We start from the raw sequence: 24,176 nt of genomic DNA on the forward strand, positions 1-24,176 counted from the left end.
TGAAGTGCAGGAGTTCCAGCTGGGAACGGTGTGGACTTCCCCTGCTGGCACGTTTGGTATGACGTATGGTCCGTTCCGTGATGGTTACTTGGCTGCTGGTGGTCCTGCTGGTTCGTGGGGTTGGCCTGCTGGTAACGCCGACTGCACGCTTGAGGGTGGCGGATGTGTCATGCCATTCCAACAAGGCACGGCACGCTACGAGAACGGCAGATTCACTTTCCAGTAGCAGCGAATTTCAACGGTCGGTCTTAGCTAGGTGCATTAGCATGATCGTGTGATCACCTTGCTAAGGCAGACCGTAAATTCAGGCTTGCAAATCGGGCAGCGTTTAGTTGCGCGCCTGAGCTATCAAGTGCACACTCGACGTCCGAAGGGCCGTCAGATTAGCTGGGTTGTCGGCCCCGAAGAGGTGGCCAGCATGATGGTCAGCATTGCGAATGCGTTGCCAAATTCATATTCAGTCTGCCTCGTTCCGCACGCATATTACTCCGGCCCGTATGACTACATGCCAAAGGCAGGCTTTGGTGGTTGGCCAGCACAGAAACTTCGTGAGGCTTGGGAGTTTGGGCGCTTGGCAACGCTCGCCGAGGGTTTTATCTATGTCGGCGGGAACGGGTTTCTCGCGACTCAACACGATTCGCGTGCTTTTGAATTTCAGTTCTTGAAAGAGCGTGGCCTGAAAGTCATCTGCTACTTCACGGGCTCTGATATTCGATCCTTGAAGGTTCTCGCAACAGTGGAGGAGCGCGTCGGGCTGCCGCACGGTGCGAGTTATCTGCCAACTCTTTCGCCGGTATTTGCTACTGATTCATACGACAATGCGCGCAAGGACCTGGCGAACACTGCAGACGAGCACGCGGATCTCATTTTCACCGCAGCAGTTGACCAAATCGGCTATCTGCAACGCCCTACCGAGCCATTCATGTACTTTTTCGACGGTGATAAGGTGCTTGATTCACTCGAGAAGTTCGACAATGTGGAGCGACCCGTCATCGTGCATGCGGCATCGTCGCCGATTCCGAAGGGTACGCAGCTAGTCCGCGCTGCGGTTGCCGCTATGCGTGCAGAAGGCTTCGACTTTGAGTACGTGGAGCTGTTGACAGCACCACATGAGGAAGTTCAAAGACAACTCGCACGAGCACACATTGTGCTGAACCAGTTCTATTCGTATGTGCTTGGTGTGTTTGGTGTCGAAGCGTTGGCAGCGGGTGCTGTGGTGCTCTCCAGCGCTGACGAGCACATCGAGACTGACCTGCCGGCTGGGTCGAACGAAGCTTGGGTTGTGACTTATCACTATCAAGTTACCGAGCACTTGCGAAGAGCCTTGCAGCTCACCAGCAGTGAGCTTCGCGCTCAAGGTGAACGGGGCCAGCTTTGGGTCAGACAGCACGCAACCGCTGAGGTGTCTGGTCAGCGGCTGCGTGCTGCTGTGGCAGCACTTCTTGACTAAGGAGCTACCAGACTCTTAGTCTTGGTAACTCTTGAGGTAGCTTCTCGTCCACGCACATGCGACAGCAGTCGCACTGATACCAATCCGTCCAAATGGGTTGGTGACTACTCGTGGATCGAGTGTCACGCCATTTGCGATAGTGAGTGGTGCCTTCGTATGCTCGCTCAATAGTGAGTTCCAATGCGAAGACTGCACCGAAAGTGTCGTGGTTTGGCCTTGGCTGAGTCTCCGGTTGTACATGCGGTTCAACATGCGAAAAATACCGAGCGGGAAGGCGAGCATCGCGCGCAACTTCCACGACATTGGAGCGGTGCTGGTGTCGTACTCAGGTGAAAGCAATTTTCCTGTGTTGTGGTAGGGAATATCCTGCAACTCCGGAGCCTTTGCCCAAATCATTCGTTGGTAGAAATTACGCTGCTGGATGTCTTTGCCCCGGAGACGGAGCAAATTCTGAACGAAACCAGGAGCCATCACCGGCGCAATCTCGAGTACGTTTGCGCACATTCGTGCTGGTGAGAGGAAAGTGAATACCGGAGCACAGTAGGTGTATGCCCAGTAGCTCACGCGCTGTGCCGCAGTGCTGCCGTGCGGCCCGGAAACCTGCGCTGCAATTCGTTTACGAGTCTGCTTGATATGGCGGGTAGCCCACGGTGAGTCGCGGAAGAGCTCTTCAGCGCCGAGATTCTCGGTGAATGTCCCAAGCCAGAATTTCAACGCACGTTTGGTTTCGCGAGGATCGGCAAACTCTGAGAAGTTCGGCACGAAGGCGCCGATGAGTAAATCAGCTGGCCATGCACCAACGATTCGAACATGGTCCCTGTTCTTGAGTTGGGAGCGGTAGTACGGAATATTGTTGGCTGCGGCGTGCAGTGGTGCCTGACCTGCGGTAAGTAGCCAAGCCGCACGAAGATCTTCTTGGCCGCTCTCCGGGAGCGTGAGTGTTTCGTGTGCGAACCCGTACCGTGAGGTGATCTCGCCAGCGATTGCAAGCTCTTTGCCATCTTCTAGGTTCATAGTGATGCAGTTCACGTCGCTTGCCCCGGAACGGGAGATCGCAATCGCGGTGAGACGAGAATCTAGGCCGCCGGAAAGCTGCACTACGGTGTTTTCGCTCTCAACATTTAGCTGCTTGACTGCTTCGACGAGGCTTTCGAATGTCTCATCAACTTGTTTGTCGAGGTCAAAGTCTTCGAGCTCAACATAGTCGGGGGAAGCATGCTTCTTTTGCGGTTGCATAGCTATTGGAAGAGCAGAAGCTGTCGCTGAGAACGAGAGCTCTTCGCCAGGCCAAAGCCGGTTGATGCCTTCTACAGTGGTTGAGCGCCCGAGCACATATTGATAAGAGATGAGTTCGCTAACGGCTTCGAGCGAAAGCTCACTCAGCCCGAGCGCGATCGCGATCGCGTGTACATCACTACCGATTGCTGCTCCACGCTCCGTGCTCGCGTAAAACAGTGGCCACGGATAGTTTGGGTCGGCTTCGGTGCGAAGTGTGGCGGCGTTGTCTTTGTCGTCGAGAATTATGCCTGCGTAGGACGCAATCTCAGGGGCGCCATCTGAGCTGTGGTTCTGGACGCCGCGGAACCCGCCCCAGAGGTGAAATCCAGTCGATGATTCGGTGAAAAAAGCATATGGAGAAGACGCGTCGTATGCGAGCAACACGTCGCCGAAGCGACCGAAACGAGCGTCGCCGGTGAATCCGGTGTTCTGTAGTTCAGAAAAATGTCGTTCGAGCTTTTTCTGAATAGCATCGTGGTTTTGGGGGGCAGTAACGATTGCAAGCATGTGCATGTTAAAAATCAAATCACAGCATTGCCTGGCTCAGCGCAAGAGAGGCTGTGACTTTGGTAGAAACGGGAAGGCACATCCCAGCACGCGGCAAATGCTTCAGCATGGGCGGGTTAGGATTAGGTTCATGAGCGAGATTTCATTCATCCCTCCAGCCAAACCAATCATCGGTGAAGAGGAGCGCGCAGCTGTTGACCGCGTGCTTCAGTCGGGAATGATTGCACAGGGTCCAGAGGTTGCTGCTTTTGAGCAGGAATTCGCTGCGCACTTTGTGAATGGTCGGCCAACCGTTGCCGTGAACTCGGGAACCAGCGGGCAGCATCTTGGTCTTTTGGCCGCTGGCGTCGGTGCTGGTGACGAAGTGATCGTGCCATCGTTCACTTTCGCTGCAACTGGAAACTCGGTTGCGCTCACTGGAGCGACACCGGTGTTTGCTGATATTGAGCTTGATCACTTCACACTTGACCCAGAATCGGTGCGCGCCGCGATTACGCCACGTACCAAGGGAATCATGCCGGTGCACCTTTATGGTCACCCTTTCCTCGCAGATCAGATTGAAGCGATTGCACAGGAGCACGGGCTCGAGATCTACGAAGACGCTGCTCAAGCACACGGTGCGACCTGGAACGATCGACCAGTCGGCACCTTCGGTACTTTCGCAATGTTTAGCCTGTACCCAACGAAGAACATGACCTCAGGTGAGGGCGGTATGGTTTCGTGCGCCAACGATGACCTGGCCCGAAAGGTTCGAGTGCTTCGTAATCAGGGTATGGAAGCGCAGTACCAGAACGAGGTCATCGGCTTCAACGCACGTATGACCGACTTGCACGCTGCAATCGGACGGGTGCAGCTTACGAAGGTTGACCGGTGGACCGAAATTCGCCGCGAGAACGCTGCGGTGCTCGATGCTGGTCTAGCCAGTGTCGACGGAATCATCACGCCAAAGGTCGCTGAACAAGCAAAGCATGTGTACCACCAGTACACCGTTCGTGTAGACGCGTCAGAACGAGACAATATTCGTGAGGCGCTGAATAGCGAGTACGGGATTGGCACCGGCGTGTACTACCCGATTCCAAACCACCGCTTGCCTTCGCTTGAACGTTTCGCAGTTGGGCTTGAACTGCCTCAAACAGAAATTGCAGCGGCAGAAGTGTTCTCACTGCCAGTCCACCCATCGCTGTCAGCAGAGGATCTTGATCGTATCGTGCAAGGCGTGACGAAGGTTCTGAACGCTGGCGCCTGATCTTCCCTTCTTTGATTAGGCTGAGGAACAAACATGCGGAGTTTGTGGCGGACGCTAGTTGAACTCTTCAACTTGCTTCCTCGTGGGGCAAAGCCCTTTTACGTTTGGTATTCGATCGTCTCGGGCGCTCTGGCGATTCTCGATACGCTCGCGCTTGCCTTAGTTGTCGTTGTGGTAACCCCAATCGGAACGGGGGAGCCAATTCACCTGCCGGTGATTGGCGAGGTTCCGCTTTCCGCTTCGGGATGGCTGGTCGTTGCGATATGCGCACTTTTCTTGCTCAAGGGTGTGCTAGCAATTCTGCTTCACTGGTATGCAACGCGTCGCTTTGCGCAGTTTGAGCTTGAGATCGGCGACGAACTATTTCGTGCCTACACTCACTCCTCCTGGGAGAAGCGTTCGCAGATTAGTACCGCTTCGGCCACCCGACTTGTGGATATGTCGATGGCGAACGCGAACCTTGGTTTTATCCTGCCGCTATCGCAGATTCCAACAAACGCACTTACTTTCATCGCCGTGCTTGGCGTGCTTGTAGTAAGCCAACCACTTACTGCGTTGATCGCTTTGGTGTACCTCTCAGCATTTGCAGCGCTCATGCTGCTCGTGCTTGGTAAACGTGCGACCTGGGCCGGCACAGAGAATCGCCTTTATTCCTTTGCCATTGCCACGATCATGACCGAGATGGTGGACGCGCTCAAAGAGGTTGTGCTTCGCGACAAGCTGGACGAAATTGGTCGAGTAATCACGAAAAACCGTAAGGTCGCCACTCGCGCGCGCGCGAATATTTCTTTTGTCGGCATTGTTCCAAAGTATGCCTACGAGAGTGCATTGATCGGCGGTTTCTTGCTGATCGGTGGTACCTCTTACCTCACCGGTGGACTCAACGCAGCGATGGTGTCTGTTGCGCTTTTCGCAGCCACGGGTTTCCGCATGATTCCAGCAATGACCGCGGTGCAGACCTCGATCACAACTGCAAACGCGAATGAGATCTACGCAAAAGACGTTATCCGCGAACTGAAACACGCACGCAGTGACGAAACCATCGCAGCGCAACAGGACGATACGGGTACTCTGCCCGAGAACCCGCGGGAGCTGGCGCTTCGTGCTGTTTCTTTCCGTTATCCAGGTGCAGAAAAGAACGTGCTTGACGATCTGAACCTGACGATTCCGTTTGGCTCAACGCTTGCGGTGGTTGGGCCATCCGGTGCCGGAAAATCGACCCTTATCGATCTCCTTCTTGGATTGAGCGTCCCCACCGAAGGGGAAATCGATATTGACGGCGTGCCTTTGTCTGACATCATCAAGCAGTGGCGACACAGCGTCGGCTATGTGCCGCAGCGTGTGGCCCTCTTCGATGCGACCATTGCACAAAACGTCGCGCTCACCTGGGAAGAAGACTACGACGCTGAAAAGGTAGAACGGGCACTCGAGCGTGCACACTTGAGCACTCTTGCATCAAGAGGCCAGGGCATACATGAGCGTATCGGCGAACGAGGCTCGGCTATCTCTGGTGGGCAACAGCAACGTATGGGTATCGCTCGCGCCCTCTATACCGATCCACTCGTTATGGTGATGGACGAAGCGACGAGCTCGCTCGATACTGCGACTGAACGACGCGTCACCGAGTCGATGCAGGATTTGCAAGGCGATGTCACGTTTATTACCGTTGCGCATCGACTCGCTACGATTCGTGACTACGACTGCGTGTGCTACTTGGACCAAGGCAAGATTCTTGGCCAGGGACGTTTCGAAGAAGTCGTCGAGCAAGTACCCGAGTTCAAGCTCCAAGCACAGCTAGCAGGACTGATATGACCCAGCCAAAACCACGGCTTCTCATTCTTTCTTTCTCCGACATCGCGAATGATGCTCGCGTGATGAAGCAGGTTCGACTTTTCGCCGACAGCTTCCAGGTGACGACCTGCGGTTTTGGCGAGCAACCAGATCCAAGGGTTCGGCACCTTAGCTATGTATCCGCTGGATCGCAGCGCCGTGAACGTATCCAGGCTGTTTTCCGCAGGCTGAAGTGGTACGAGGTCGTACGGCGTCTTGAGCCGTTCGTGGGTGGCGCCGAACGTGCGTTGCGGGGTGAACACTTTGACGCTGTACTGGTGAACGATCCAGAGGGCGTGAAAATCGCCTTTGAACTGGTCTCACCTGACCGAGTTCATGTTGACTTGCATGAGTTTTACCCTGGGTTGCATGACCACCTCTCGGAATGGGTCACCCTGAAACGACCATATTACGAGTGGATGCTTGGCCAGGTGCGGCGGGCGGCGTCAGCAACAACTGTTTCGAAACAGATAGCGCAGCGCTACCAAGATGAGTATCAGATTTCTTGCGGAGTGGTACACAATGCGCTGCCGTATCAGCAGCTCACCCCTGGTCTGACTGGCGATCCGATTCGTATTGTGCATTCTGGTAGCGCCCAAGCGGACCGACGTATTGAAGTCATGATGGAAGCAGTGGCTCGTAGCAGCGCGAATATCACGCTTGATTTGTACCTGACAGCGGAACGTAGCGCTTATGCGCAATCGCTGCGTGAACTTGCTGATCAACTCGGTGACCGGATCAATGTGCATCCGCCACGTCCCTACTCCGAACTGCTTGCCACGATCAACCAATTCGACATTGGTATTCATATTCTGCCGCCAATCAACACGAATAATCGGCTTGCGTTGCCGAACAAATTGTTCGACTATGTGCAGGCGAGGCTTGGTGTAATTGTTGGCCCGACCGAGGCTATGGCGGAACCAGTGGCTGAGTTCGGTATTGGCGCTGTTACTGAAGGCTTTGATGTTGAATCTGTTGTTCGAACACTCAACACGGTCACCCAAGCGCAGACCGAGGCCTGGAAGCAGCACGCAGACGCTGCCGCAGAACAGTTGAGCGTGGATGCGCAATTGCCGGTTTGGGATGCGGCCGTCAACGCCCTTGTAAAGTAGCCGATCGCCACAGACTGAAATGGCGACGACACGTCGGCTGAGATTTGGCTTGAACGCTTCGGCCGGCGTGGATACTTAGCCGAGCGGAATACGCTCGCTGAGCACTTCAACCACTCTGCGTGCAGCGTGTCCATCACCGTAGGGTGCTGCTGTGGTGGGTTGAGGAGCAGGGCGAGTCAAAGCAGCCAGAATCTCTGTGGTGCTGTTCGCAAGTACATTCCAGCCAAGCTGAACTGTCTCGACCCACTCAGTCTCCCGCCGCATCGTGGTGCACGGTACTCGCAGCAAGAAGGCTTCTTTTTGTAGGCCTCCGGAGTCGGTGGCGATGCCCGAGCTGCCAAGGGCAGCTGCAATAAGCTGCGGGTACGCCAGTGAGTCGCGCAAAACGATTGAGCCCTGTTCGAGTTCGAGGGCCTGCTCGGCAGCTTTCGCACGCAGGCGCGGGTGAGCTAGAAGCACAACTGGTTTGTCGGCGTTGCTAAGGGCCGTCACAATTTCACGGAGGCGTTCCGGGGAATCGGTATTCTCTGCCCGGTGGATCGTTGCAAGATAGTAGGAATCGGGCAGCTGCAAGTCGGCGATAGCCGCGGCTTGATCGGCAGACTCTACTTGATTGCGAACTTCGTAGAGCACGTCTGTCATCACATCACCGACAACAACAGTTCGATTCGCTAGGCCCTCACGGGTGAGATGCTCACGAGCAACCTCAGTGGGCGCGAGGCAGATGTCTGAAGCGTGGTCGGTGAGCACGCGATTGTGCTCCTCCGGCATATCGCGATTAAACGATCGAAGACCGGCCTCAAGATGCGCTACTGGATAGTGCAGTTTCACCGCGCTAAGCGTTGCCGCAAGCGTAGAATTTGTGTCGCCGTACACGAGCACGCAGTCGGGTGAAAACTGTTCGAGTACTTCGTCCATCCGGGCCAGGATCGCGCCGGTCTGCACCCCGTGGCTGCCAGAACCAATACCGAGATGAGCATCAGGGGCGGGGATTCCGAGGTCACGGAAGAAGATGTCAGAGAGCAAGGGGTCGTAGTGCTGACCCGTGTGCACAATAATATGCTCATGTTCGGTCTCGCTGATCGCTTTAGCGATTGGCGCGAGCTTGACGAATTGTGGGCGGGCCCCGACGACGCTCATGATCTTCACCTGCTCAATAGTAGATGATTCGTGTTAAGGCGTGCCATTCATGGCGCTAACAGCCCGCCGTTCGGCTCGCGTGTAGGATTAGCGGGTGAAGATTACGGTTGTAGCCACTGGCAAGATTGGTCTGCCCCTCGCGGTTCAGTACGCTTCAGAGGGGCATGAGGTCATCGGTGTTGACCTCAACGCTAATCTTGTTGACTCCATCAATCGAGGTGTTGAGCCGTTCCCGGGCGAGGCTGGCCTTGCCGAAATGCTCGCCGAGCAAGTAGCGGCTGGCAGGTTGCGAGCCACTACCGACTACGCTGAGGCGATCCCCAACGCTGAGGCAATTGTTATCGTTGTGCCGCTTCTGGTTGATGAAGAACACGGCAAGCCAGATTTTGCCTGGATGGATGCGGCAACCCGCTCTTTTGCGGAGTTGTTGCGACCTGGGACCCTCGTCTCCTACGAGACGACGCTTCCGGTAGGCACTACGCGCGGTCGCTGGAAGCCAATGATTGAGGAAATTTCAGGGCTGCGCGAGGGCGAAGACTTTCATCTTGTGTTTTCACCTGAGCGAGTGTTCTCAGGCCGAATTTTTGCAGATCTGCGAAAGTACCCGAAGCTAGTCGGCGCGCTGAATCAAGCTGGTGCCGAACGGGCGATTGCATTTTATGAGTCTGTGCTGGCCTTTGACGAACGTGACGACCTGTCTCAGGCCAATGGCGTATGGGACATGGGGAGCGCCGAAGCAGCTGAACTGGCAAAACTCGCCGAGACTACCTATCGTGACGTAAACATTGGTCTGGCGAATCAATTTGCGAGATTTGCGGACACCGCTGATATCGATATCTATAAGGTGATTGAAGCCTGCAACACGCAGCCATTCAGTCATATTCACCGCCCGGGCATTGCTGTGGGTGGTCACTGCATTCCGGTCTACCCGAAGCTCTACCTTTCTACGGACCCCGAAGCTAGCATTGTGCGCACTGCGCGTGAGTACAACGAGTCGATGCCGGAATACGTTGTCGGCCGAGTCGAGCAAATGATGGGTGCACTCACGGGAGTAAAGGTTGCCGTGCTTGGTGCCGCCTACCGTGGGGGAGTGAAAGAGACAGCGGTCTCTGGCGTATTCCCACTCGTCGCTGCTCTGATCGCGCGTGGCGCTGAGGTCACGGTGCACGATCCACTTTTCGCTGATGATGAACTCGCACGCTTCGGGTTCGTCGCGCACGAGCTAGGGCAGCCAGCAGACGTGGTGATCTTGCAGACTGATCACGCAATGTACCGTGAAATCGGGCCCAACGAGTTCCCTGGTGTGAAACTACTTGCAGATGGCCGCAACATCACAGATCCAGCTGTGTGGAAGGGTGTACCCCGATTCGCAGTCGGCGCCTAGCCTCTTCGGTTGAGCGAGTGGCCCCGCGAGTCGTCGGCGCCTGAGATAAGTGAATGCCTAGCGGTTGTCCTGTATCACCATGAATCCGGCGCCGAGCGTGCGCAGCGGCGCTTGCCGGTGCAGCGCTAGGAACGGGTTTCTCGTGAGTAATACACCTGCTGAGCGGTAGCTCGAGCGCTTGCTCAGGAGGGTCTCAAGCGTATCTCGATTAGTTGAGGGTCGGCGTACTGCGTCAAGAATCTTGCGATCGATTCGGGACAATAGCTTTTCAGAACCAGGGCAGAGTGACTCGAGGCGCTGGATCAACGCAACAAATTCTTGCCGAAGGGGTTCATTGTCTTGCCAGAAGTCCAGGCGAGCTGCAAGGGCATCAAATAGGTGAATTCGGAGCATCTTCACGGCAACAGCAAGGCGCTTGCCGTGCGCCAAAGCGCGGAACCAATGCAGGCTCTCTAGCTCGTCCAAGAACGCGAAGTCGTCAGCGAGTGGGCGAGAAACTCCCGTGACTCGATCTGGGGCATCACCGTGCCCGATATACCGTGGTCCTTGCAAGTCGTAGGCGATAGCAGTGGAGTTAAACCATAGTGTCAATGTGTAGATCAGGTCTTCACCTGAGCCGAGGCCAGCAGAGAACCGAAGATCCGGGAAACGCTCGCGACTGACCAAGCCAAGCGGGGCGCTCCGGTACATGAGGCGATCCTTGCACGGATCGAGTTTGCGGGTCCGGCGACCAAAACGTACAGGAGGGTAGGGATCGATGACGCCCTGAACTTCCTGAATCTTCGCGAGTACGACATCTGCGCCGGTCTCTTGCTGTAGAGCGAGCCAAGAGCCAATCAGGCCCTTCTCAAATTCGTCGTCTGAGCCGAGCAGCGAAACAAAGGGTGCTTCTGCGTGATCGAAGCCAAGGTTCATCGGTCCGGCTGGTGACGGAATACCGTCCTGCAGTTCCAGCAAGCGAAGTCTCGGGTCTTCTGCGTAGCTGCCGAGATTTTCTCGAATAATGGCAGGGTCAATATTGTGGGCCACCACCGTGACTCTGATGGGCTGATCGGTCCCGTCCAATACTGAACCGGCAGCGCGAGCAATGGGGCGAGTGCTCGAATGCACTGCAATAACAACGTCGACAATCGGATCTACCACCCTTTGATGTTATCGGCATAGCTGAAAACCCTTGTCGGGTAATGTATATAGCTGTCGGAGTGAACGAACGGGTGTATGTGAACAAGCAAGACAGCATTCAAATGCAGGCTGTACTGGCCGAGCCGACACCTCGCCTCGATGTGCTCACTGGCCTGCGATGGTGGGCAGCTTTTATGGTTTTCCTTTTCCATATGCGGGTGTTCGCGCCTTTGCCCGGTCCCATAAATGCTCTCTTCGACCAGGGTTACTTCGGTGTCACATTTTTCTTTGTGCTTTCCGGATTCGTGCTTACCTGGTCGGCCCGGCCTGGCGTCTCAACTTCAACGTTCTACTGGCGAAGATTTGCGAGGATCTGGCCAGCGCACATGGTTGCTTTATTACTAGCGATACCTGTGTTCTACACGCTGAGTCCAATCCCTGAGGGAAGTTTTCTAAAGCCATTTGATATTGGCGTGCTTCTGCTGTCAGTTATTCTCGTGCAGGGATGGTCGGCAAACCCGGCGATCCTTTTTTCAGGTAATCCCGCTGCTTGGACGCTCACAGTTGAGGCTTTGTTTTACTTCTCCCACCCCTGGGTATCGAAGGTACTCACAGTGTTTCGAGTTCGAGGTGCGCTTCTCGTTGTTGCAAGCGTGATGGTTTGGGCGTTCGGCTATCGTTTGGCATTGGTCATCTGGCCGGGCTCTTTCCTTGCGCATCTGCCGATGCCCATCACTCGGCTACCTGAGTTCTTTTTGGGGATGGCTCTTGCATGGGCAATGCGATGCGGGTGGCGGCCCCGCATCAGTCCATTCGTTGCAATTGCCGCGCTTGTCGGGCTGCTTGCGCTCATCGTTGGTGCACGAGCGCTTCCAGGGCTGCTGATCGTCGCGCAGCTAGGAAACGAATTTTTTACGCTTGCCGTGGGGCTTGTGATTGTTGCTTTTACTTCGGCGACGCTTCGAGGCAAACGCTCGCTCTTTGAATCAAGATGGCAAGTGAAATTTGGTGAATGGTCGTTCGCGTTCTATCTGATCCACGCAACCGTCATTTATCTCGCGCTGCGCGTTTTTGGTTTTCATGAACCTTCATGGCGCAACCTGGCTTGGTTCGCCGTGATCTTCGTTATCGATCTCTTGCTAGCGTGGCTGCTGCACAGTTTTGTCGAAAAGCCACTTGAGCGAAGAATGCGCCGCTGGAAAGACAACCGTGATTTGCGTAAAGCTGCTGGGTAGACATCAGCCCTGATGATCCAGCGGACTTTACCGTTTGATCCAGTGCGTAAACAGCGTCTGTGCGGAGAGGCGGCCATCGTGTACCTCACGTACAAAACTGATTGATTGTTCACTGAGCGTTTGCAATGATGAGTCGGCGGCGAGGCTACGCAGAACTGACTCAAGCGAATCAGGGGTTGACTCGATAATCGGCAGGTCTGCGCCGGTGGTGCTTTTCACAACATCACGGACGTAGTCGCCAACCTGTCCGGTGACCACACAGCCGGCAGCCATTGCTTCACACGCAGCTACACCATAGGAAGCTGATCGAAACTGATCGATGAGCACGTCTGCCTGTGCGAAGGCCAGAGGCATTTCGCCTGAAGGAACACCCTGAATCAGGTTGAACTCAATGACGCCTTCTCGCTGCAGCTTTTCAAGCGTTGGCAGAATGAGATCGGTGCCTTTGACTGCGGCAACCGAGGGAGCATGCGCCACTCGTAGTGGTGCGCCGGGTTTACGTGGCGAGCGAGCAACCTCCCATCTAGAGGGATCAACCACTACGGGGCACCAGTGTGCCAGAGGCAGGTCCTTCAGTAGGTCCGGAGTGGAAACAAAGATAGGCCGGCCAGTTCGCTCAAGGTAGGCAATGTTTCGGGCAGCAAGCTCTTCCGCGCGGGGGAGATACACCGTTGGCGACAAGTAGTAGGAGAGCGGATTGTCTTCGATATGGCGCGAGGGAAGTCTCGCGTCTGTGCCATGAGCCATATAGGCGACACTGGTGCCAGCTTTTTCGATTGCACTGGCTTGACGTGCAAGTGATCTACCAAAAAGTCGACCGAACGGTGGCTCTTCAGCCTCAATCAAAAAGTGGGTTGCTTGGGCAGAGGCTAGTAGTTGTCGCTGCTGCCAATCCTGATCATTGTGGTAGGTCGGCACAGGCACCACAAGGTCCGCATCAAACGAGAACCCTCCAGGAACGTCGATCGCAAAATTTCGAGCTGAGACCGAGGGATCAGAGACTTCCAACGATCGCGCCCAAGCGTGTGCCTGTCCTGAGTAGTTCACTGGAGCAATGAGCACTCTCACCGGTGCTTCCTCGAAATGAGTGGTGTCACAGCCAAGCACTGGTTTACCATACCGTCGTGCAGCCAAACGGCCGAGCGGGCTGCTCGGAGCATCTGCGAGGCGATCAATAAGCCTGTTTAAGAAGACTGGCAAGCTATTTCGATTCACGACGCGAGATAATCCTTTTGTTGAAGCTAGTTTCCCTTGATTCTAGTTTTGGCCAACCGCACTAGAATGAGTGCTCATGAGCCAAAATGAAGAGCACTACGACTACTCTCTCAAATCGTACAGCGACACGCTCGTACGATACCGGGAGGATGGTTATGCGGTAACTGGATTTGGCCAGTACTTGGCAGAGCCGACAGCGAAGCACCTGATTTTGCGCCACGACATCGACAACAGTATCGAGCAGGCACACCGAGTCGCCAAGATTGATGCCGAAGCTGACTGCACCTCTACATTCTTCATGCGTGTTCACGCCAGAGGTTACAACCTGCTTAGTTTGCCGTCACTGTTGATCCTTAGAGAGATCGAGTCGATGGGCCATGAAGTGCAGCTGCACCTTGAAGGCGGGTTCTGCGAGTGGCTTGGCGATGACAATTTTTATTGGGCTGAGCGTCAACGCGAAGTCTTTGAAGCAGCAGTGGGCCGCCCGCTCGGCGGGTTCAGTTCACACGAGCCAGCTCGTATGGGGGGCATTGAGTTCGCCAATGAACTGCTTTCCCGCTGGCAAGAAGACGTCAAGTACCACGCATATGAAGAACGCTTCATGATGCCGAATATGAAATACCTTAGCGATTCGAGTGGCCGCTGGCGTGAGGGTCACTTTGGAATGTGGGTTGGCAAAGAGCCGCTCATGCAGGTGCTCACTCACCCGTTCTGGTGGTTCGACAAGGTCCCAGCCGAAAACTACTAGGCGCCACATCTCCTCACGGAACTGAATCGAATGGGTGGCTAGCCACCCATTCGATTATTTTTTGTTGTCGCCAAGCCTGCGGGCAGGGTTACCGACCCGCACCTCGTTTGCTGGAATGGACTTCAGCGCGACGGCGCCAAGGCCCAGCAGAGAATCTCGGCCGAGGGTGACGCCCTGCATGATTGAACTGTTTGGTCCGAGCCAGACCTCATCTTCAATCGTTACGCTGCCAGAGACTTCGGCACATGCGGTAATAATCACATTGCGACCGATTTGGCAGTTGTGCGCAATATGCACATGATCGTCGATTTTTGTGTAGTCACCGACGACAGTTGGTGTAATTGTGCCGGAGCAGACAGTCGTGAAGTTGCCGACCTCGGTATGCGCACCAAGTATGGCCGAGCCAATGTGTGGCACATGAAAATTGTTGCCGGCGGCATCTTTTTCAATACCGAAGCCTTCTTCGCCAATCACAGCGTGGCTCTTCACAAGTGAGGATTCACCGATTACTACATTTCTGCCGATCACTACGTGATCTCGGATCTCCGCATGTGCGGCAATCACTGCTCCTTCGCGAATCACGGTGTACTCGCCGATGTGCGCGCTCGGGTGCACAATTGCTTTCGGATGCACGCGAGCAGTTTCTGCCACCCCTGCTTCAACCTTGGGAGCAAAGTGCTGGGCCACAAGCTGCCCAAAGGTTGCGCGAGGATTGTCCACAAGAATGAGCGACCCGACCGCAGCGCCGGTGGGTTCCGAGCCAATCGGGGCGAGAATGATTGCGCCAGCGGTCATGGCCTGTTCAAAGGCCTCAGCGTATTTTGCTACGTCGCCAACGAAGGTGAGGTTTCCAAGCCCCGCCAAGTGCAGAGGCGCAGGAACGCCAACTACTGCGTCAGCGCCAACCAAGACTGCGTGTAAATCATTTGCGATATCGCGTGCCCGAAGAGTGCTCATGGGTGTCAGTGTAGTTCGCATCCGACGGACTGGTAGTCTGATCCACTATGGACACTCAATCTTTCCTTGACCTTGTCGCAACGATCCTCGAGGTTGAGGCTGAAAAACTGTCACTGACAGATAATCTTTTTGATATTGATTGGGATTCTCTCTCAAACATCTCGTTCATTGCTGAGATTGACGAACGTCTTGGCCTGTCTATTGATGCTGATGAACTCGCAAACGCCGCCACAATTGCTGATTTGAAGCATCTTGTGGACACAGCAGCGGCGTGAACAAACAGCATGACTTTCTAGCGCTTGGCAATCACGCGATCCTGATTACAGGAGCTTCATCGGGCATCGGTCGAGCTACCGCGATCGCGGCAAGCCAGCAGGGCGCGAAAGTTGCGATCGTTGCGCGTCGCATGGATCAACTCGAAGAGACGCTTTCGCTGCTCGACGGCGAGGGGCATCTCGCGATTGTCTGTGATGTAACTGATCCGAAATCACTTTCATCGACGTTCCAGCAGGCGAGCGCTGAGCTGGGATTGCTGAGTGGGGTGGTGCACGCTGCGGGTGTGCACGCTGTGACTCCGCTGCGGGTAATGCGGGCCGAGCAGGTCGCCAAGGTGTTTGAAACGAATGTCACCTCAGCGTTGATGGTCGCAAAAGCGTTTCGTTCGCCGAAAGTACGTGCGCCTCATTCCAGTATCGTCTTGCTGTCTTCGGCAGTGGCTCTGACTGGTGAAGCTGGTGTCAGCGCCTATGCTGCCTCAAAAGCCGCAATTGCTTCGATTGGGCGCTCTCTTGCATTGGAACTCGCGGGTGAGGACATTCGCGTCAACAGCATTGCAGCGGGGATTGTGGAAACGCCGCTCACTGACGGGATTCGCGCCAAGGTGGGTAGTGAGGCCTGGGAGTCAATTCGTCAAACGCACCCGCTGGGGCTTGGTGTGAGCGTTGACGTTGCGAACGCAGCACTTTATCTTCTCTCGCAAGCTTCGCGCTGGGTCACCGGTAGCACGCTCGTCGTTGACGGCGGCTACACCGCACATTAATTCTGAAAGGCGAATCATGAGCAACGCTCGAATCGCGGCAATTGAGTATTATCTTCCTGAGGCAGTGCTGACCAACGAGATGATCTCGGTCGAGTTTCCGGAGTGGAGCGTCGAGAAGATTGCTGCCAAGACCGGTGTGCACAGCCGTCACATTTCAGCAGAAGATGAGTTCTCGTCAGATTTGGCAATTGCTGCGGGCAAGGCGCTGTTTGCGCGCCATGCGGTTCGCCCCGACGAAATTGATTATCTAATTGTCTGCACACAAAGTCCGGACTATTTTCTGCCTACAACTGCTTGTATTGTTCAGGCTGGCCTCGAACTGCCGACTTCAACTGGCGCAGTTGACATCAATCTTGGTTGCTCAGGCTACATTTATGCGCTTGGCCAGGCGAAAGGGCTGATCGAGTCAGGCCAGGCCTCGAAGGTGCTCGTGATTACCGCGGATACTTACACAAAGTTTGTGAACCCGGCTGACAAGAGCGTACGCACAATTTTCGGCGATGGCGCAGCCGCTTCCCTGGTCACAAATGACGGGAACGCAGAGTCGATGACGGCGTTGACCTACGGCTCTGATGGGCAAGGCGCAAAACACCTGATCGTGCCCAACGGTGGTTTGCGTAGTGGCGAGCAATTGCAGCCGAAGTCCGATGTTGGATTGCGTTCCGTTGAAAGCAATGGCTTTGATCTGTTTATGGACGGACCAGAGATCTTCAACTTCACTCTACGTGTGGTGCCAGAGACCGTCGCGTCGATTCTCGCGAAAAACAATGCCACTCTCGAAGACATCGATCTATTTGTTTTCCACCAGGCAAACGCCTTCATGCTCGAACACTTGCGCAAGCGTTTGGGAGTACCGAGCGAGAAATTCTTTGTGGCCCTTGACCAGACTGGAAACACCGTTTCGTCAAGCATCCCGATCGCGCTTTCGCGCGCAGAGGAAAAGAATCTACTTTCGCCAGGAATGAAGGTAATGTTGCTCGGGTTTGGAGTGGGTCTTTCCTGGGGCGGAATGCTGCTGGAGTGGTAGCACTCGATCTTCCTCAATGGAAGAACTAGACCGCACTGGAAAGGATTTTGCATGGATAAAGTTGCCTTTGTCGTCGATAGTTTGATCCAGTTCTATCGAGTGCAGAATGCTGCAAAAGAGCTCATTGCCAGTGGGGCAGAGGTGGCGGTGTTTGTGCCGGAGGACTCCGGGCACAATTCATCTGCGGCAGACACTCTGAAAGCGATTTCTGAGATGGGTTTCAGCGTCTTCGCAAATGCCGCGAAGAGTGAAACTCACTATCAAGTGGTGCTCGAAAGCTATCCCCTCAGCGATCTGCCTTCGATGCGTGGCTTGAAGTTCGACTATCGCATGAAGGTGCCGTATTTCTTGCTCGCTGCGAAGCCTTCGTCAAGCTATATCCCGTACTTGCAAGAACCATACGATGCAGCGTTTGTCTTCAGTAAGTACGAGGCTGATACTTTCCAAGCGTATGGGCGCTCCCACTTTGTTGATCCACCAAACTTTGCAAATCTTCGAAAGGCCCGAAAAGTCGAAGGTGGCCGACCGAAGCTGCTCTACTTACCTACGTTTAATGACAAAGTCTCGGAAGACTATGAGGCTATGTTGCGCGCATTTGAGCCGCTACGTTCACGTTTTCACATTGTCGTTAAGATGCACTCAGCGACGCAGTACCTCGATGAAGAGGCCGCCCATAGGACTGCGCTGCTGCGGATCGGACATGAAGTCCTCGATCAATCTGCTGATCTCGCTTCCGTCCTTGAAGAGTTTGACGTGGTGATTGCCGGCAACTCTGCGGCAGTTTTTGACGCGATCTACGCTGAAGTTCCGGTATGCGTGCTTTCTGAGGATGTCAACCGATTTCGAATGTACGGCGATACCCCACTTTTCAGTTTTGTGGAGTCCGGTACCATTCCGCAGGCGAAGAGCTTCGGCGAACTTGAACGGGCGGTTGATGCCGCTCTGCAGCTTCGTGAGGAACAGCTCACGCTAAAGAGCGAGCAGTTCACACCGCCGCAGGGTAGCGAGTCAAACCTTGCTCGCGTGGTGCTTTCGTACTGTGCTATTCCAATTGCAGAGAACACCTATGTGAATCTTCGGCGTTCGTTCATCCAATATTTTGAAGCGCAGATTCAAGCACGTGAGGACTCTTTGAGTTGGCGTCTTACTGCACCGCTGAGATGGTTTCTAGACAAGCTCCGAAGCGTGCGTTGAGCTTCGGACGTAACACTCTTGAATTACTCCTGAATCCAATGCTGTAGGAGCGCCCGCGCGCTGGCTTCACCATTGTGCAGAGACTTCACGTATTCCTGACCGAGATGAGCGGTAATTCGGGCACGATCCGGATCTGCCAATAGCCCTTCGACTGTCGCGTGCAGAGTATCGAGGGTAGCTTCGACAACTGGAAGATCAAACCCGGTTTCCTGTCGAATTCGCTCGCGAACGCTGGGCAACACGTGTCCTACGACAACTCGCCCACTCGCCATGGCTTCGCAGGCAGCGACACCGTAAGAGCCCAGACGGAACTGGTCAAGCACAATGTCGGCTGCCGCGAGCACTGCTGGCATCTCAGCTGACGGAACACCAGAAATTGTCTTGTAGTCGATTCGGTCGGCATCAATGAGGGGTTGCAACGCTGGAGCGATACGGTCGCTGCCTTTTTGCAGCGGATCGCTCGATACATGGATCACGCGAGGCTTTGCTGCGCTGAATAGCGGTCGTGAGCTATTCGCTTGAAATCTTGCAACATCCGCGATGACTGGGCACCAATGGCTGTCCGGTAATTCGGCGGCAAGATCTGGCGTTGAAATGAAAACCGGACGACCCAGCCGCTGTAGGAGGTCAAGATTGGCTTCGGCATCTGCCTGAAGGGTTTCGGTGCGTGGGTCTTCCGGGTATGGCGACCAGGGAGTCGCCAGCTGATGCATCGCTGGGTTGCGAATGTCCGTGCCGTGGCTGATGAAAGCAACTGAGACACCTGCTGCCTCTAGAGCGGCGACTTCGGCTTCTACGTTGCGACCGAAGCGTTTGCCAAACATTGGCCGTTCTGCTTCGACGAGCACATGTGTGAATTTGCTCGCAGCCTGCCATTCGGCTTCGGCCCACTCCGCCGAAGCGTTGATCGCTGCAATTGGTACCAAGGTGTCGGCTTGAAACGCGAATCCTCCGGGTAGTTGGATCGCCATATTTCTCGCACCAATTTTAGGATCGGCTTGTTCGAGCGCGCGGGCCCAGAGGAAGCCTTGGCCCGCATAATTTGTGGGAGCTACGTATACCTTGACAGCACTCTCGGGAACAGTGGTTACTGGAGCAGAGCCGCCTCCAAGCAATCGCGCGGCTAATTTGCCAACAACACCGTCAGGTTCGCGGGCTGCCGATTCCATGAGATTGCGTGCCCAACCGGGAAGGCGGGAACGGTGTTTAACTAGGTACCCGGCGCAGCGCTCAAAAAAACTACTCATCGTGAGGCCCCCGAGAAGCTGAAGACTCGATTACATCAGCCACCTTGTCGGCTACCGCATGCATAGAACAGTGGGCCGTGGCCCACTCCGAGACTGCACGCCGTTGGTTTGCAGCAATGGGAGTCTCAGCGAGGACCCTCATCGCAGCGGTGATGGCGTCGACGCTGTATTCCACCGAATACCCGGCGGGGACGACTGAGCTGGCGTCTTGCAAAAATGGGCCGGTTGGTCCGGGGCCAGCAAACAGCACGGGGCAACCTGCAGCCAGCGAGGAATACACCTTCGTAGTGAACGCATATTCGTAACCGCCACCCGGCAGTAGTGTCGCGAGCGACGCTGTGGCGCGGGACAATCTGACGTTGAGTTCCTCTGCCGCGACGGTTGATTCGAAGCCGACTGCGTCGGCAATTCCGAGCTCTGACGCGCGCTGCATCATCTCTTCTTGTCCGGTTCCGTTGCCGATGAATTGCAGCCGGAATTCGGGGTGAGTCAATCGGAACTGAGCAAAGGCTTCAATCAGAATGCTTGCTCCGTGGAGTTCTGTGTGTGTACCCGCGTAGAGGAAAACGGGTTCAATGGTGTCGGTCTTCACATAGTGAAAGGTCTCGGTGTCTGCGCCGTAACCGGTGATGACCATTCTGTTTTTCACGCCAAGTTCACGCACGCGGTCAACAACACCCTGTGAGATCGTAACGAGCGCGCGGGCGCCCTTGAGGGCGAATCTTTCGAATTCTCGTACGGTCTTCACCACTAAGCCAGAGTTCGTTGCGTGACTAGCCGCATCAGACCAGATATCGGCTGCATCGTATACGTACGGGATCCGTCGAATGGCACAGGCAATCCGAACTACGACACCTGTGGTCGGGGGTGGTTCGACAAATACAACGTCTGGCCGCCGAGTAGTTAGTAACCGAAAGAACAGCGGAATATCAAAACTCATGTACTGCAGGTAGCCGCGCACGTATCCGGTGCGATCACGAAGCACAGGGAAAGTGCGGACCTGTTCTTTTGGAGAACCGGGATCGAGATGTGAGGGTGGAGTCACTGTTAGCACCTCGACCTCATGGCCGCGAGAAGTCAGTGCATCTGCAACTCCGCCAAGCATGAGGGATGCGGCGGAAGGCTCCGGTCGATATATGCGGCTGGTGATGACAACTCTCATTTAACACCCGTCCAAACCATGTTCTGAATTCTATCGAAGTCTTGGTGCAGAAAGGCAGGGTAAGCTCAAACCCGGCAACACAGTGACGGAGGAATGATCAGTGAAAAGCCTGTGGAACACTCTGAACGAGTTGTTCAAAGTGCTCCCGAAGGGGTCGAAAGCCTTCTACATCGGCTATTCGGTGCTTACCGGAATGCTTGCAATTCTTGACTCGTTCGCGCTCGCTTTGATCGTTGTGGTGACTTCGCCACTCGCGACGGGTACCGGAATGACGCTGCCCGTTGTTGGAGAAGTGCCAGAGTCGGCCACTCCAATCTTGGTGATTGTGATTTGCGGCCTCTTCGTTTTGAAGGGCGTTTTCGCGCTTATTCTGCACCGTCGTGCGACGAGGCGCTTCGCTCGCTACGAACTTGAGGCTGGCGATCAGCTGTTCAGTACCTACATTCACTCGAGCTGGGAGCGTCGCTCACAGCTGAGCACCCCAGAGGTGACCCGCATCGTTGATACCGCGATGGCAAACACCAACCTTGGTTTCCTGCTGCAGATCTCGATGATCCCCGGTAACGTCATGACCTTCCTCGCGACGATTCTGGTGCTCGTGATCGCGCAGCCGGTCACCGCGCTGATCGCGCTGGTCTACTTGCTTTCAATCGCACTCTTGATGAACCGCTTTGTGAGCCGCGCTGCAAAACGTGCCGGTGAGGCAAACCGTGACCTGGTTTACCGCATGGCGACGGTCATGACCGAAATGGTAGAAGCGCTGAAAGAGGTCACGCTGCGTGGCAAACTCGGCGAAATCGGCCGCGTCATTTCAAAAGATCGTGTGAAGGCCACCGATGCTCGCGCCGACATGGCGTACCTCAGTCAGGTGCCGAAGTACGCATTTGAGACCGCGCTGATCGGCGGAGTGGTGCTCGTTGGTGGCGCCGCATACATGATGGGCGGTCTTGGGGGCGCGACGGTGGCCGTTGGTCTTTTCGCCGTCACCGGGTTCCGCGTGATTCCAGCTCTCAACGGCATTCAGTCTTGCCTTGCTTCGGCTTCGTCGAATGAGGTGTACGCGCTTGATGTGATTCGTGAGTTGCAACAGGCAAACACCGATACGCCGAGCGAAGACGAAAGGGATGACGCGCGTGAGTTGCCTGGCAACCCGCAACAACTTGAGCTGAAGAATGTGCAGTTCCGCTACCCAGATACCGACTCGAATGTGCTCGATGGCATTTCCCTTTCGATTCCTTTCGGTTCGAGTTTGGCGATCGTTGGACCATCTGGCGCCGGCAAATCCACTCTGATCGACATTTTGCTTGGGTTGAGTACGCCTACCGGTGGCGAACTCTGCATCGACGATGTTTCGCTCGAAGACGCACTCGGCCAGTGGCGTAGGCGCGTCGGCTATGTGCCGCAGCGCGTGGCCCTCTTTGACGGCAGCATCGCGCAAAACGTCGCTCTTACCTGGGAAGAGAACTATGACCTTGAGCAGGTCGAGCGCGCACTGCAGCGTGCTCACCTCACTTCGCTTGCTGAGCGCGAGGGCGGATTGCTTGCGCGTATCGGTGAGCGAGGTGAATCAATTTCTGGCGGTCAGCAACAGCGTCTCGGCATTGCCCGCGCACTGTATTCCGATCCGCTCGTTATGGTGATGGACGAAGCGACAAGCTCTCTCGACACCGCAACAGAGAATCGAGTCACCCAGTCCATGCGTGAGCTGCAGGGTGAGGTGACGTTTATTACCGTCGCCCATCGACTCGCAACGATTCGTGATTACGATCAGGTTTGTTACCTCGATGGCGGCAAGATTCGTGGCATTGGTTCATTTGATGAGGTCGTTAAACAGGTGCCAGATTTCGCGATTCAGGCAAAGCTGGCAGGCTTGACCGCATGAACCAGCAAGTGAGCTTGATGCCGAAAGATGCACCGACGCGTGTGCTCGTGATTACCGGCGATGTGCTCGGCGCGAAGATGGCGGGTCCCGCGATTCGCGCGTGGGAGATGTCAAAGGCCCTGCATCAGGTGTGTGACGTGCGTTTGGTGTCGACACAGGCATCAACTCTTGAACACGACGATTTTGTTGTTGAGCATGTTGACGAGGCAGCTCTGAAGCGCCATGTCGATTGGTGCGAGGTGCTCGTTTTTCAGGGCTACACGCTTTCGACCTTCCCTTGGATCCGAAACACTGACACCATCATCGTGGCCGATATCTATGACCCGATGCACCTTGAATATCTTGAGCAGGGCAAAGACGATAGCCCTCGCAAACGCGCGAAAACCACGGAGTACATCTCTGAGGTGCTGAATGTGCAGCTTGAGCTTGCTGACTTTATGCTCTGCGCTTCCGAGAAGCAGCGAGACTTTTGGCTCGGTCAGCTTTCAGCGGTGTCGAGGATCAACCCGCTCAATTACGACCCTGACCCGAGCTTGCGCTCGCTTATCGATATTGCTCCATTTGGTATTTCGAATACCCCAGCGGTGCAGACGCGGCACGCGATTAAGGGGTCAGTCGAGGGAATTGGCGCAGACGACCAGGTAATCATTTGGGGTGGCGGGGTCTACAACTGGTTTGATCCGCTTACCCTGATCAACGCAGTTGCCTCACTTGTTGAACGACATCCGAAGCTGCGGCTCTACTTTCTTGGTGTGAAGCATCCGAACCCAGATGTGCCAGCCATGAAGATGGCCGCCGAGACGATGCGACTTTCAGACGAACTTGGGTTGACCGGAAAACACGTGTTCTTTAACACTGAGTGGGTCGACTACGAGGATCGCGTGAACTATCTGCTCGACGCTGATTTGGGCGTCAGTACCCACTTCGAGCATGTCGAGACGGCGTTTAGTTTCCGCACTCGTATCCTTGACTACCTTTGGGCGGGTCTGCCGATCGTCTCGACCGACGGCGATACTTTCGCCGATCTGGTGCGTGCGCACGACCTCGGTGCCGTGGTGCCACCAGAAGATGTTGACGCACTCGCGACAGCGATCGAAGAGGTGCTGTATTCGCCAGAGCGTGCCGAAATGAGCGAGCGCGTGCTTGCCTTCGGCGAGACGATGCGTTGGGAGCGCACCCTTGAAACGCTGCTGGCTTTTTGCGTGCAGCCACGCCAAGCAGCCGATCGAATTCGACGGGCCTCGCCAGTCGGTAAAGAGGTAACTCGTTCGATCGGGCGCCTGCGCCACACTACTTTCTGGCGGCGTTCCGAGGGATTCCGCCTATTTGTTCGTAAGCTCATTCCGAGCAGGTAACACTTGGCTAGCATGCTGAGCGGGCAGATTGCGCCCTCGAGAGGAT

20 protein-coding genes and 1 pseudogene are annotated in these 24,176 nt (G+C 55.3%); 14 read left to right on the forward strand and 7 right to left on the reverse strand.

Going from position 1 to position 24,176, the window contains the following annotated elements:
* Positions 1 to 226: pseudogene (locus tag QBL02_RS09330) on the forward strand (hypothetical protein); the annotation flags it as partial.
* A gap of 48 nt (positions 227 to 274) precedes the next feature.
* The gene (locus QBL02_RS09335; protein WP_282726145.1) at positions 275 to 1,450 is read left to right on the forward strand and encodes a hypothetical protein; all 1,176 of its coding nucleotides are present in this window, start codon (positions 275 to 277) and stop codon (positions 1,448 to 1,450) included.
* A gap of 15 nt (positions 1,451 to 1,465) precedes the next feature.
* On the opposite strand, the gene QBL02_RS09340 is transcribed toward QBL02_RS09335, so the two are convergent.
* A complete protein-coding gene (locus QBL02_RS09340) occupies positions 1,466 to 3,241 on the reverse strand; it encodes an asparagine synthase-related protein (RefSeq protein ID WP_282726146.1) in 1,776 nt (591 codons plus the stop codon).
* Positions 3,242 to 3,365: 124 nt separating this feature from the next.
* Here QBL02_RS09340 and QBL02_RS09345 point away from each other — a divergent pair, with 124 nt between their 5' ends.
* Genes QBL02_RS09345 through QBL02_RS09355 form a run of 3 tightly spaced genes read left to right on the forward strand, consistent with a single transcriptional unit; the run spans position 3,366 to position 7,423 of the window.
* Positions 3,366 to 4,481 carry a DegT/DnrJ/EryC1/StrS family aminotransferase gene (locus QBL02_RS09345; RefSeq protein WP_282726147.1) on the forward strand — a complete coding sequence of 372 codons (1,116 nt, stop codon included), beginning with the start codon at positions 3,366 to 3,368 and terminating at the stop codon, positions 4,479 to 4,481.
* Positions 4,482 to 4,514: 33 nt separating this feature from the next.
* A complete protein-coding gene (locus tag QBL02_RS09350) occupies positions 4,515 to 6,293 on the forward strand; it encodes an ABC transporter ATP-binding protein (protein ID WP_282726148.1) in 1,779 nt (592 codons plus the stop codon).
* Positions 6,290 to 7,423 (forward strand): glycosyltransferase family 1 protein, encoded by a 1,134-nt coding sequence (locus QBL02_RS09355; protein ID WP_282726149.1) that lies wholly within the window; start codon positions 6,290 to 6,292, stop codon positions 7,421 to 7,423. Before QBL02_RS09350 ends, QBL02_RS09355 begins: the two co-directional genes overlap by 4 nt.
* A 75-nt stretch (positions 7,424 to 7,498) precedes the next feature.
* Here QBL02_RS09355 and wecB read toward each other — a convergent pair whose 3' ends face one another.
* Complete coding sequence (wecB, locus tag QBL02_RS09360) at positions 7,499 to 8,572, reverse strand: UDP-N-acetylglucosamine 2-epimerase (non-hydrolyzing) (protein WP_282726150.1); 1,074 nt, start codon at positions 8,570 to 8,572, stop codon at positions 7,499 to 7,501.
* A gap of 85 nt (positions 8,573 to 8,657) precedes the next feature.
* On the opposite strand from wecB, the gene QBL02_RS09365 reads away from it, so the two are divergent.
* The gene (locus QBL02_RS09365; RefSeq protein WP_282726151.1) at positions 8,658 to 9,947 is read left to right on the forward strand and encodes a nucleotide sugar dehydrogenase; all 1,290 of its coding nucleotides are present in this window, start codon (positions 8,658 to 8,660) and stop codon (positions 9,945 to 9,947) included.
* A 57-nt stretch (positions 9,948 to 10,004) separates the two neighbouring features.
* Here the strand turns inward: QBL02_RS09365 and QBL02_RS09370 are convergent, their stop codons facing one another.
* Positions 10,005 to 11,090 carry a glycosyltransferase gene (locus tag QBL02_RS09370; RefSeq protein WP_282726152.1) on the reverse strand — a complete coding sequence of 362 codons (1,086 nt, stop codon included), beginning with the start codon at positions 11,088 to 11,090 and terminating at the stop codon, positions 10,005 to 10,007.
* Positions 11,091 to 11,167: 77 nt separating this feature from the next.
* Between QBL02_RS09370 and QBL02_RS09375 the strand changes: the two genes are divergently transcribed.
* Complete coding sequence (locus tag QBL02_RS09375) at positions 11,168 to 12,304, forward strand: acyltransferase (protein ID WP_282726153.1); 1,137 nt, start codon at positions 11,168 to 11,170, stop codon at positions 12,302 to 12,304.
* Between the two features lie 27 nt (positions 12,305 to 12,331).
* On the opposite strand, the gene QBL02_RS09380 is transcribed toward QBL02_RS09375, so the two are convergent.
* On the reverse strand, positions 12,332 to 13,519 hold the full coding sequence (locus QBL02_RS09380; RefSeq protein ID WP_282726154.1) for a hypothetical protein: 1,188 nt from the start codon (positions 13,517 to 13,519) through the stop codon (positions 12,332 to 12,334).
* 76 nt (positions 13,520 to 13,595) lie between these two features.
* Here QBL02_RS09380 and QBL02_RS09385 point away from each other — a divergent pair, with 76 nt between their 5' ends.
* Complete coding sequence (locus QBL02_RS09385; protein ID WP_282726155.1) at positions 13,596 to 14,267, forward strand: GCN5 family acetyltransferase; 672 nt, start codon at positions 13,596 to 13,598, stop codon at positions 14,265 to 14,267.
* 54 nt (positions 14,268 to 14,321) lie between these two features.
* Here the strand turns inward: QBL02_RS09385 and QBL02_RS09390 are convergent, their stop codons facing one another.
* Positions 14,322 to 15,224: a DapH/DapD/GlmU-related protein gene (locus tag QBL02_RS09390; RefSeq protein ID WP_282726156.1), complete on the reverse strand. Its 903-nt coding sequence runs from the start codon at positions 15,222 to 15,224 to the stop codon at positions 14,322 to 14,324.
* A 47-nt stretch (positions 15,225 to 15,271) separates the two neighbouring features.
* Here QBL02_RS09390 and QBL02_RS09395 point away from each other — a divergent pair, with 47 nt between their 5' ends.
* The 4 genes from QBL02_RS09395 to QBL02_RS09410 are packed head-to-tail and all read left to right on the forward strand — an operon-like array spanning position 15,272 to position 18,484.
* Positions 15,272 to 15,499, forward strand: coding sequence for an acyl carrier protein (locus QBL02_RS09395; RefSeq protein ID WP_282726157.1), 228 nt, complete (start codon positions 15,272 to 15,274; stop codon positions 15,497 to 15,499).
* Positions 15,496 to 16,263 (forward strand): SDR family oxidoreductase, encoded by a 768-nt coding sequence (locus tag QBL02_RS09400; RefSeq protein ID WP_282726158.1) that lies wholly within the window; start codon positions 15,496 to 15,498, stop codon positions 16,261 to 16,263. Before QBL02_RS09395 ends, QBL02_RS09400 begins: the two co-directional genes overlap by 4 nt.
* A 16-nt stretch (positions 16,264 to 16,279) precedes the next feature.
* Complete coding sequence (locus QBL02_RS09405; protein WP_282726159.1) at positions 16,280 to 17,290, forward strand: ketoacyl-ACP synthase III; 1,011 nt, start codon at positions 16,280 to 16,282, stop codon at positions 17,288 to 17,290.
* A 51-nt stretch (positions 17,291 to 17,341) separates the two neighbouring features.
* Positions 17,342 to 18,484 (forward strand): hypothetical protein, encoded by a 1,143-nt coding sequence (locus tag QBL02_RS09410; RefSeq protein WP_282726160.1) that lies wholly within the window; start codon positions 17,342 to 17,344, stop codon positions 18,482 to 18,484.
* Positions 18,485 to 18,507: 23 nt separating this feature from the next.
* On the opposite strand, the gene QBL02_RS09415 is transcribed toward QBL02_RS09410, so the two are convergent.
* Together QBL02_RS09415 and QBL02_RS09420 are read right to left on the reverse strand one after the other, a co-directional pair.
* The gene (locus tag QBL02_RS09415) at positions 18,508 to 19,653 is read right to left on the reverse strand and encodes a hypothetical protein (RefSeq protein WP_282726161.1); all 1,146 of its coding nucleotides are present in this window, start codon (positions 19,651 to 19,653) and stop codon (positions 18,508 to 18,510) included.
* 70 nt (positions 19,654 to 19,723) lie between these two features.
* Positions 19,724 to 20,893, reverse strand: a complete 1,170-nt coding sequence (locus QBL02_RS09420; RefSeq protein WP_349238640.1) for a glycosyltransferase family 4 protein — start codon at positions 20,891 to 20,893, stop codon at positions 19,724 to 19,726.
* A 100-nt stretch (positions 20,894 to 20,993) separates the two neighbouring features.
* Here QBL02_RS09420 and QBL02_RS09425 point away from each other — a divergent pair, with 100 nt between their 5' ends.
* Together QBL02_RS09425 and QBL02_RS09430 are read left to right on the forward strand one after the other, a co-directional pair.
* A complete protein-coding gene (locus tag QBL02_RS09425) occupies positions 20,994 to 22,775 on the forward strand; it encodes an ABC transporter ATP-binding protein (protein WP_282726162.1) in 1,782 nt (593 codons plus the stop codon).
* Entirely contained in the window at positions 22,772 to 24,130 is a 1,359-nt protein-coding gene (locus QBL02_RS09430; RefSeq protein ID WP_282726163.1) for a glycosyltransferase family 4 protein, read from the forward strand. Before QBL02_RS09425 ends, QBL02_RS09430 begins: the two co-directional genes overlap by 4 nt.
* The last annotated feature ends 46 nt before the right edge of the window (positions 24,131 to 24,176 follow it).

Source organism: Leucobacter sp. UT-8R-CII-1-4, from assembly GCF_030010235.1.
In the GTDB taxonomy this organism is placed as follows: Bacteria; Actinomycetota; Actinomycetes; order Actinomycetales; family Microbacteriaceae; genus Leucobacter.

Bases quoted from the DNA above. Each gene is read 5' to 3' on its own strand.
- QBL02_RS09405 (WP_282726159.1), top strand. From the start codon at position 16,280: ATGAGCAACGCTCGAATCGCGGCAATTGAGTATTATCTTCCTGAGGCA.
- QBL02_RS09390 (WP_282726156.1), bottom strand. From the start codon at position 15,224: ATGAGCACTCTTCGGGCACGCGATATCGCAAATGATTTACACGCAGTC.
- QBL02_RS09345 (WP_282726147.1), top strand. From the start codon at position 3,366: ATGAGCGAGATTTCATTCATCCCTCCAGCCAAACCAATCATCGGTGAA.
- QBL02_RS09430 (WP_282726163.1), top strand. From the start codon at position 22,772: ATGAACCAGCAAGTGAGCTTGATGCCGAAAGATGCACCGACGCGTGTG.
- QBL02_RS09420 (WP_349238640.1), bottom strand. From the start codon at position 20,893: ATGAGAGTTGTCATCACCAGCCGCATATATCGACCGGAGCCTTCCGCC.
- QBL02_RS09355 (WP_282726149.1), top strand. From the start codon at position 6,290: ATGACCCAGCCAAAACCACGGCTTCTCATTCTTTCTTTCTCCGACATC.
- QBL02_RS09415 (WP_282726161.1), bottom strand. From the start codon at position 19,653: ATGGAATCGGCAGCCCGCGAACCTGACGGTGTTGTTGGCAAATTAGCC.
- QBL02_RS09350 (WP_282726148.1), top strand. From the start codon at position 4,515: ATGCGGAGTTTGTGGCGGACGCTAGTTGAACTCTTCAACTTGCTTCCT.
- QBL02_RS09385 (WP_282726155.1), top strand. From the start codon at position 13,596: ATGAGCCAAAATGAAGAGCACTACGACTACTCTCTCAAATCGTACAGC.
- QBL02_RS09395 (WP_282726157.1), top strand. From the start codon at position 15,272: ATGGACACTCAATCTTTCCTTGACCTTGTCGCAACGATCCTCGAGGTT.
- QBL02_RS09340 (WP_282726146.1), bottom strand. From the start codon at position 3,241: ATGCACATGCTTGCAATCGTTACTGCCCCCCAAAACCACGATGCTATT.
- QBL02_RS09410 (WP_282726160.1), top strand. From the start codon at position 17,342: ATGGATAAAGTTGCCTTTGTCGTCGATAGTTTGATCCAGTTCTATCGA.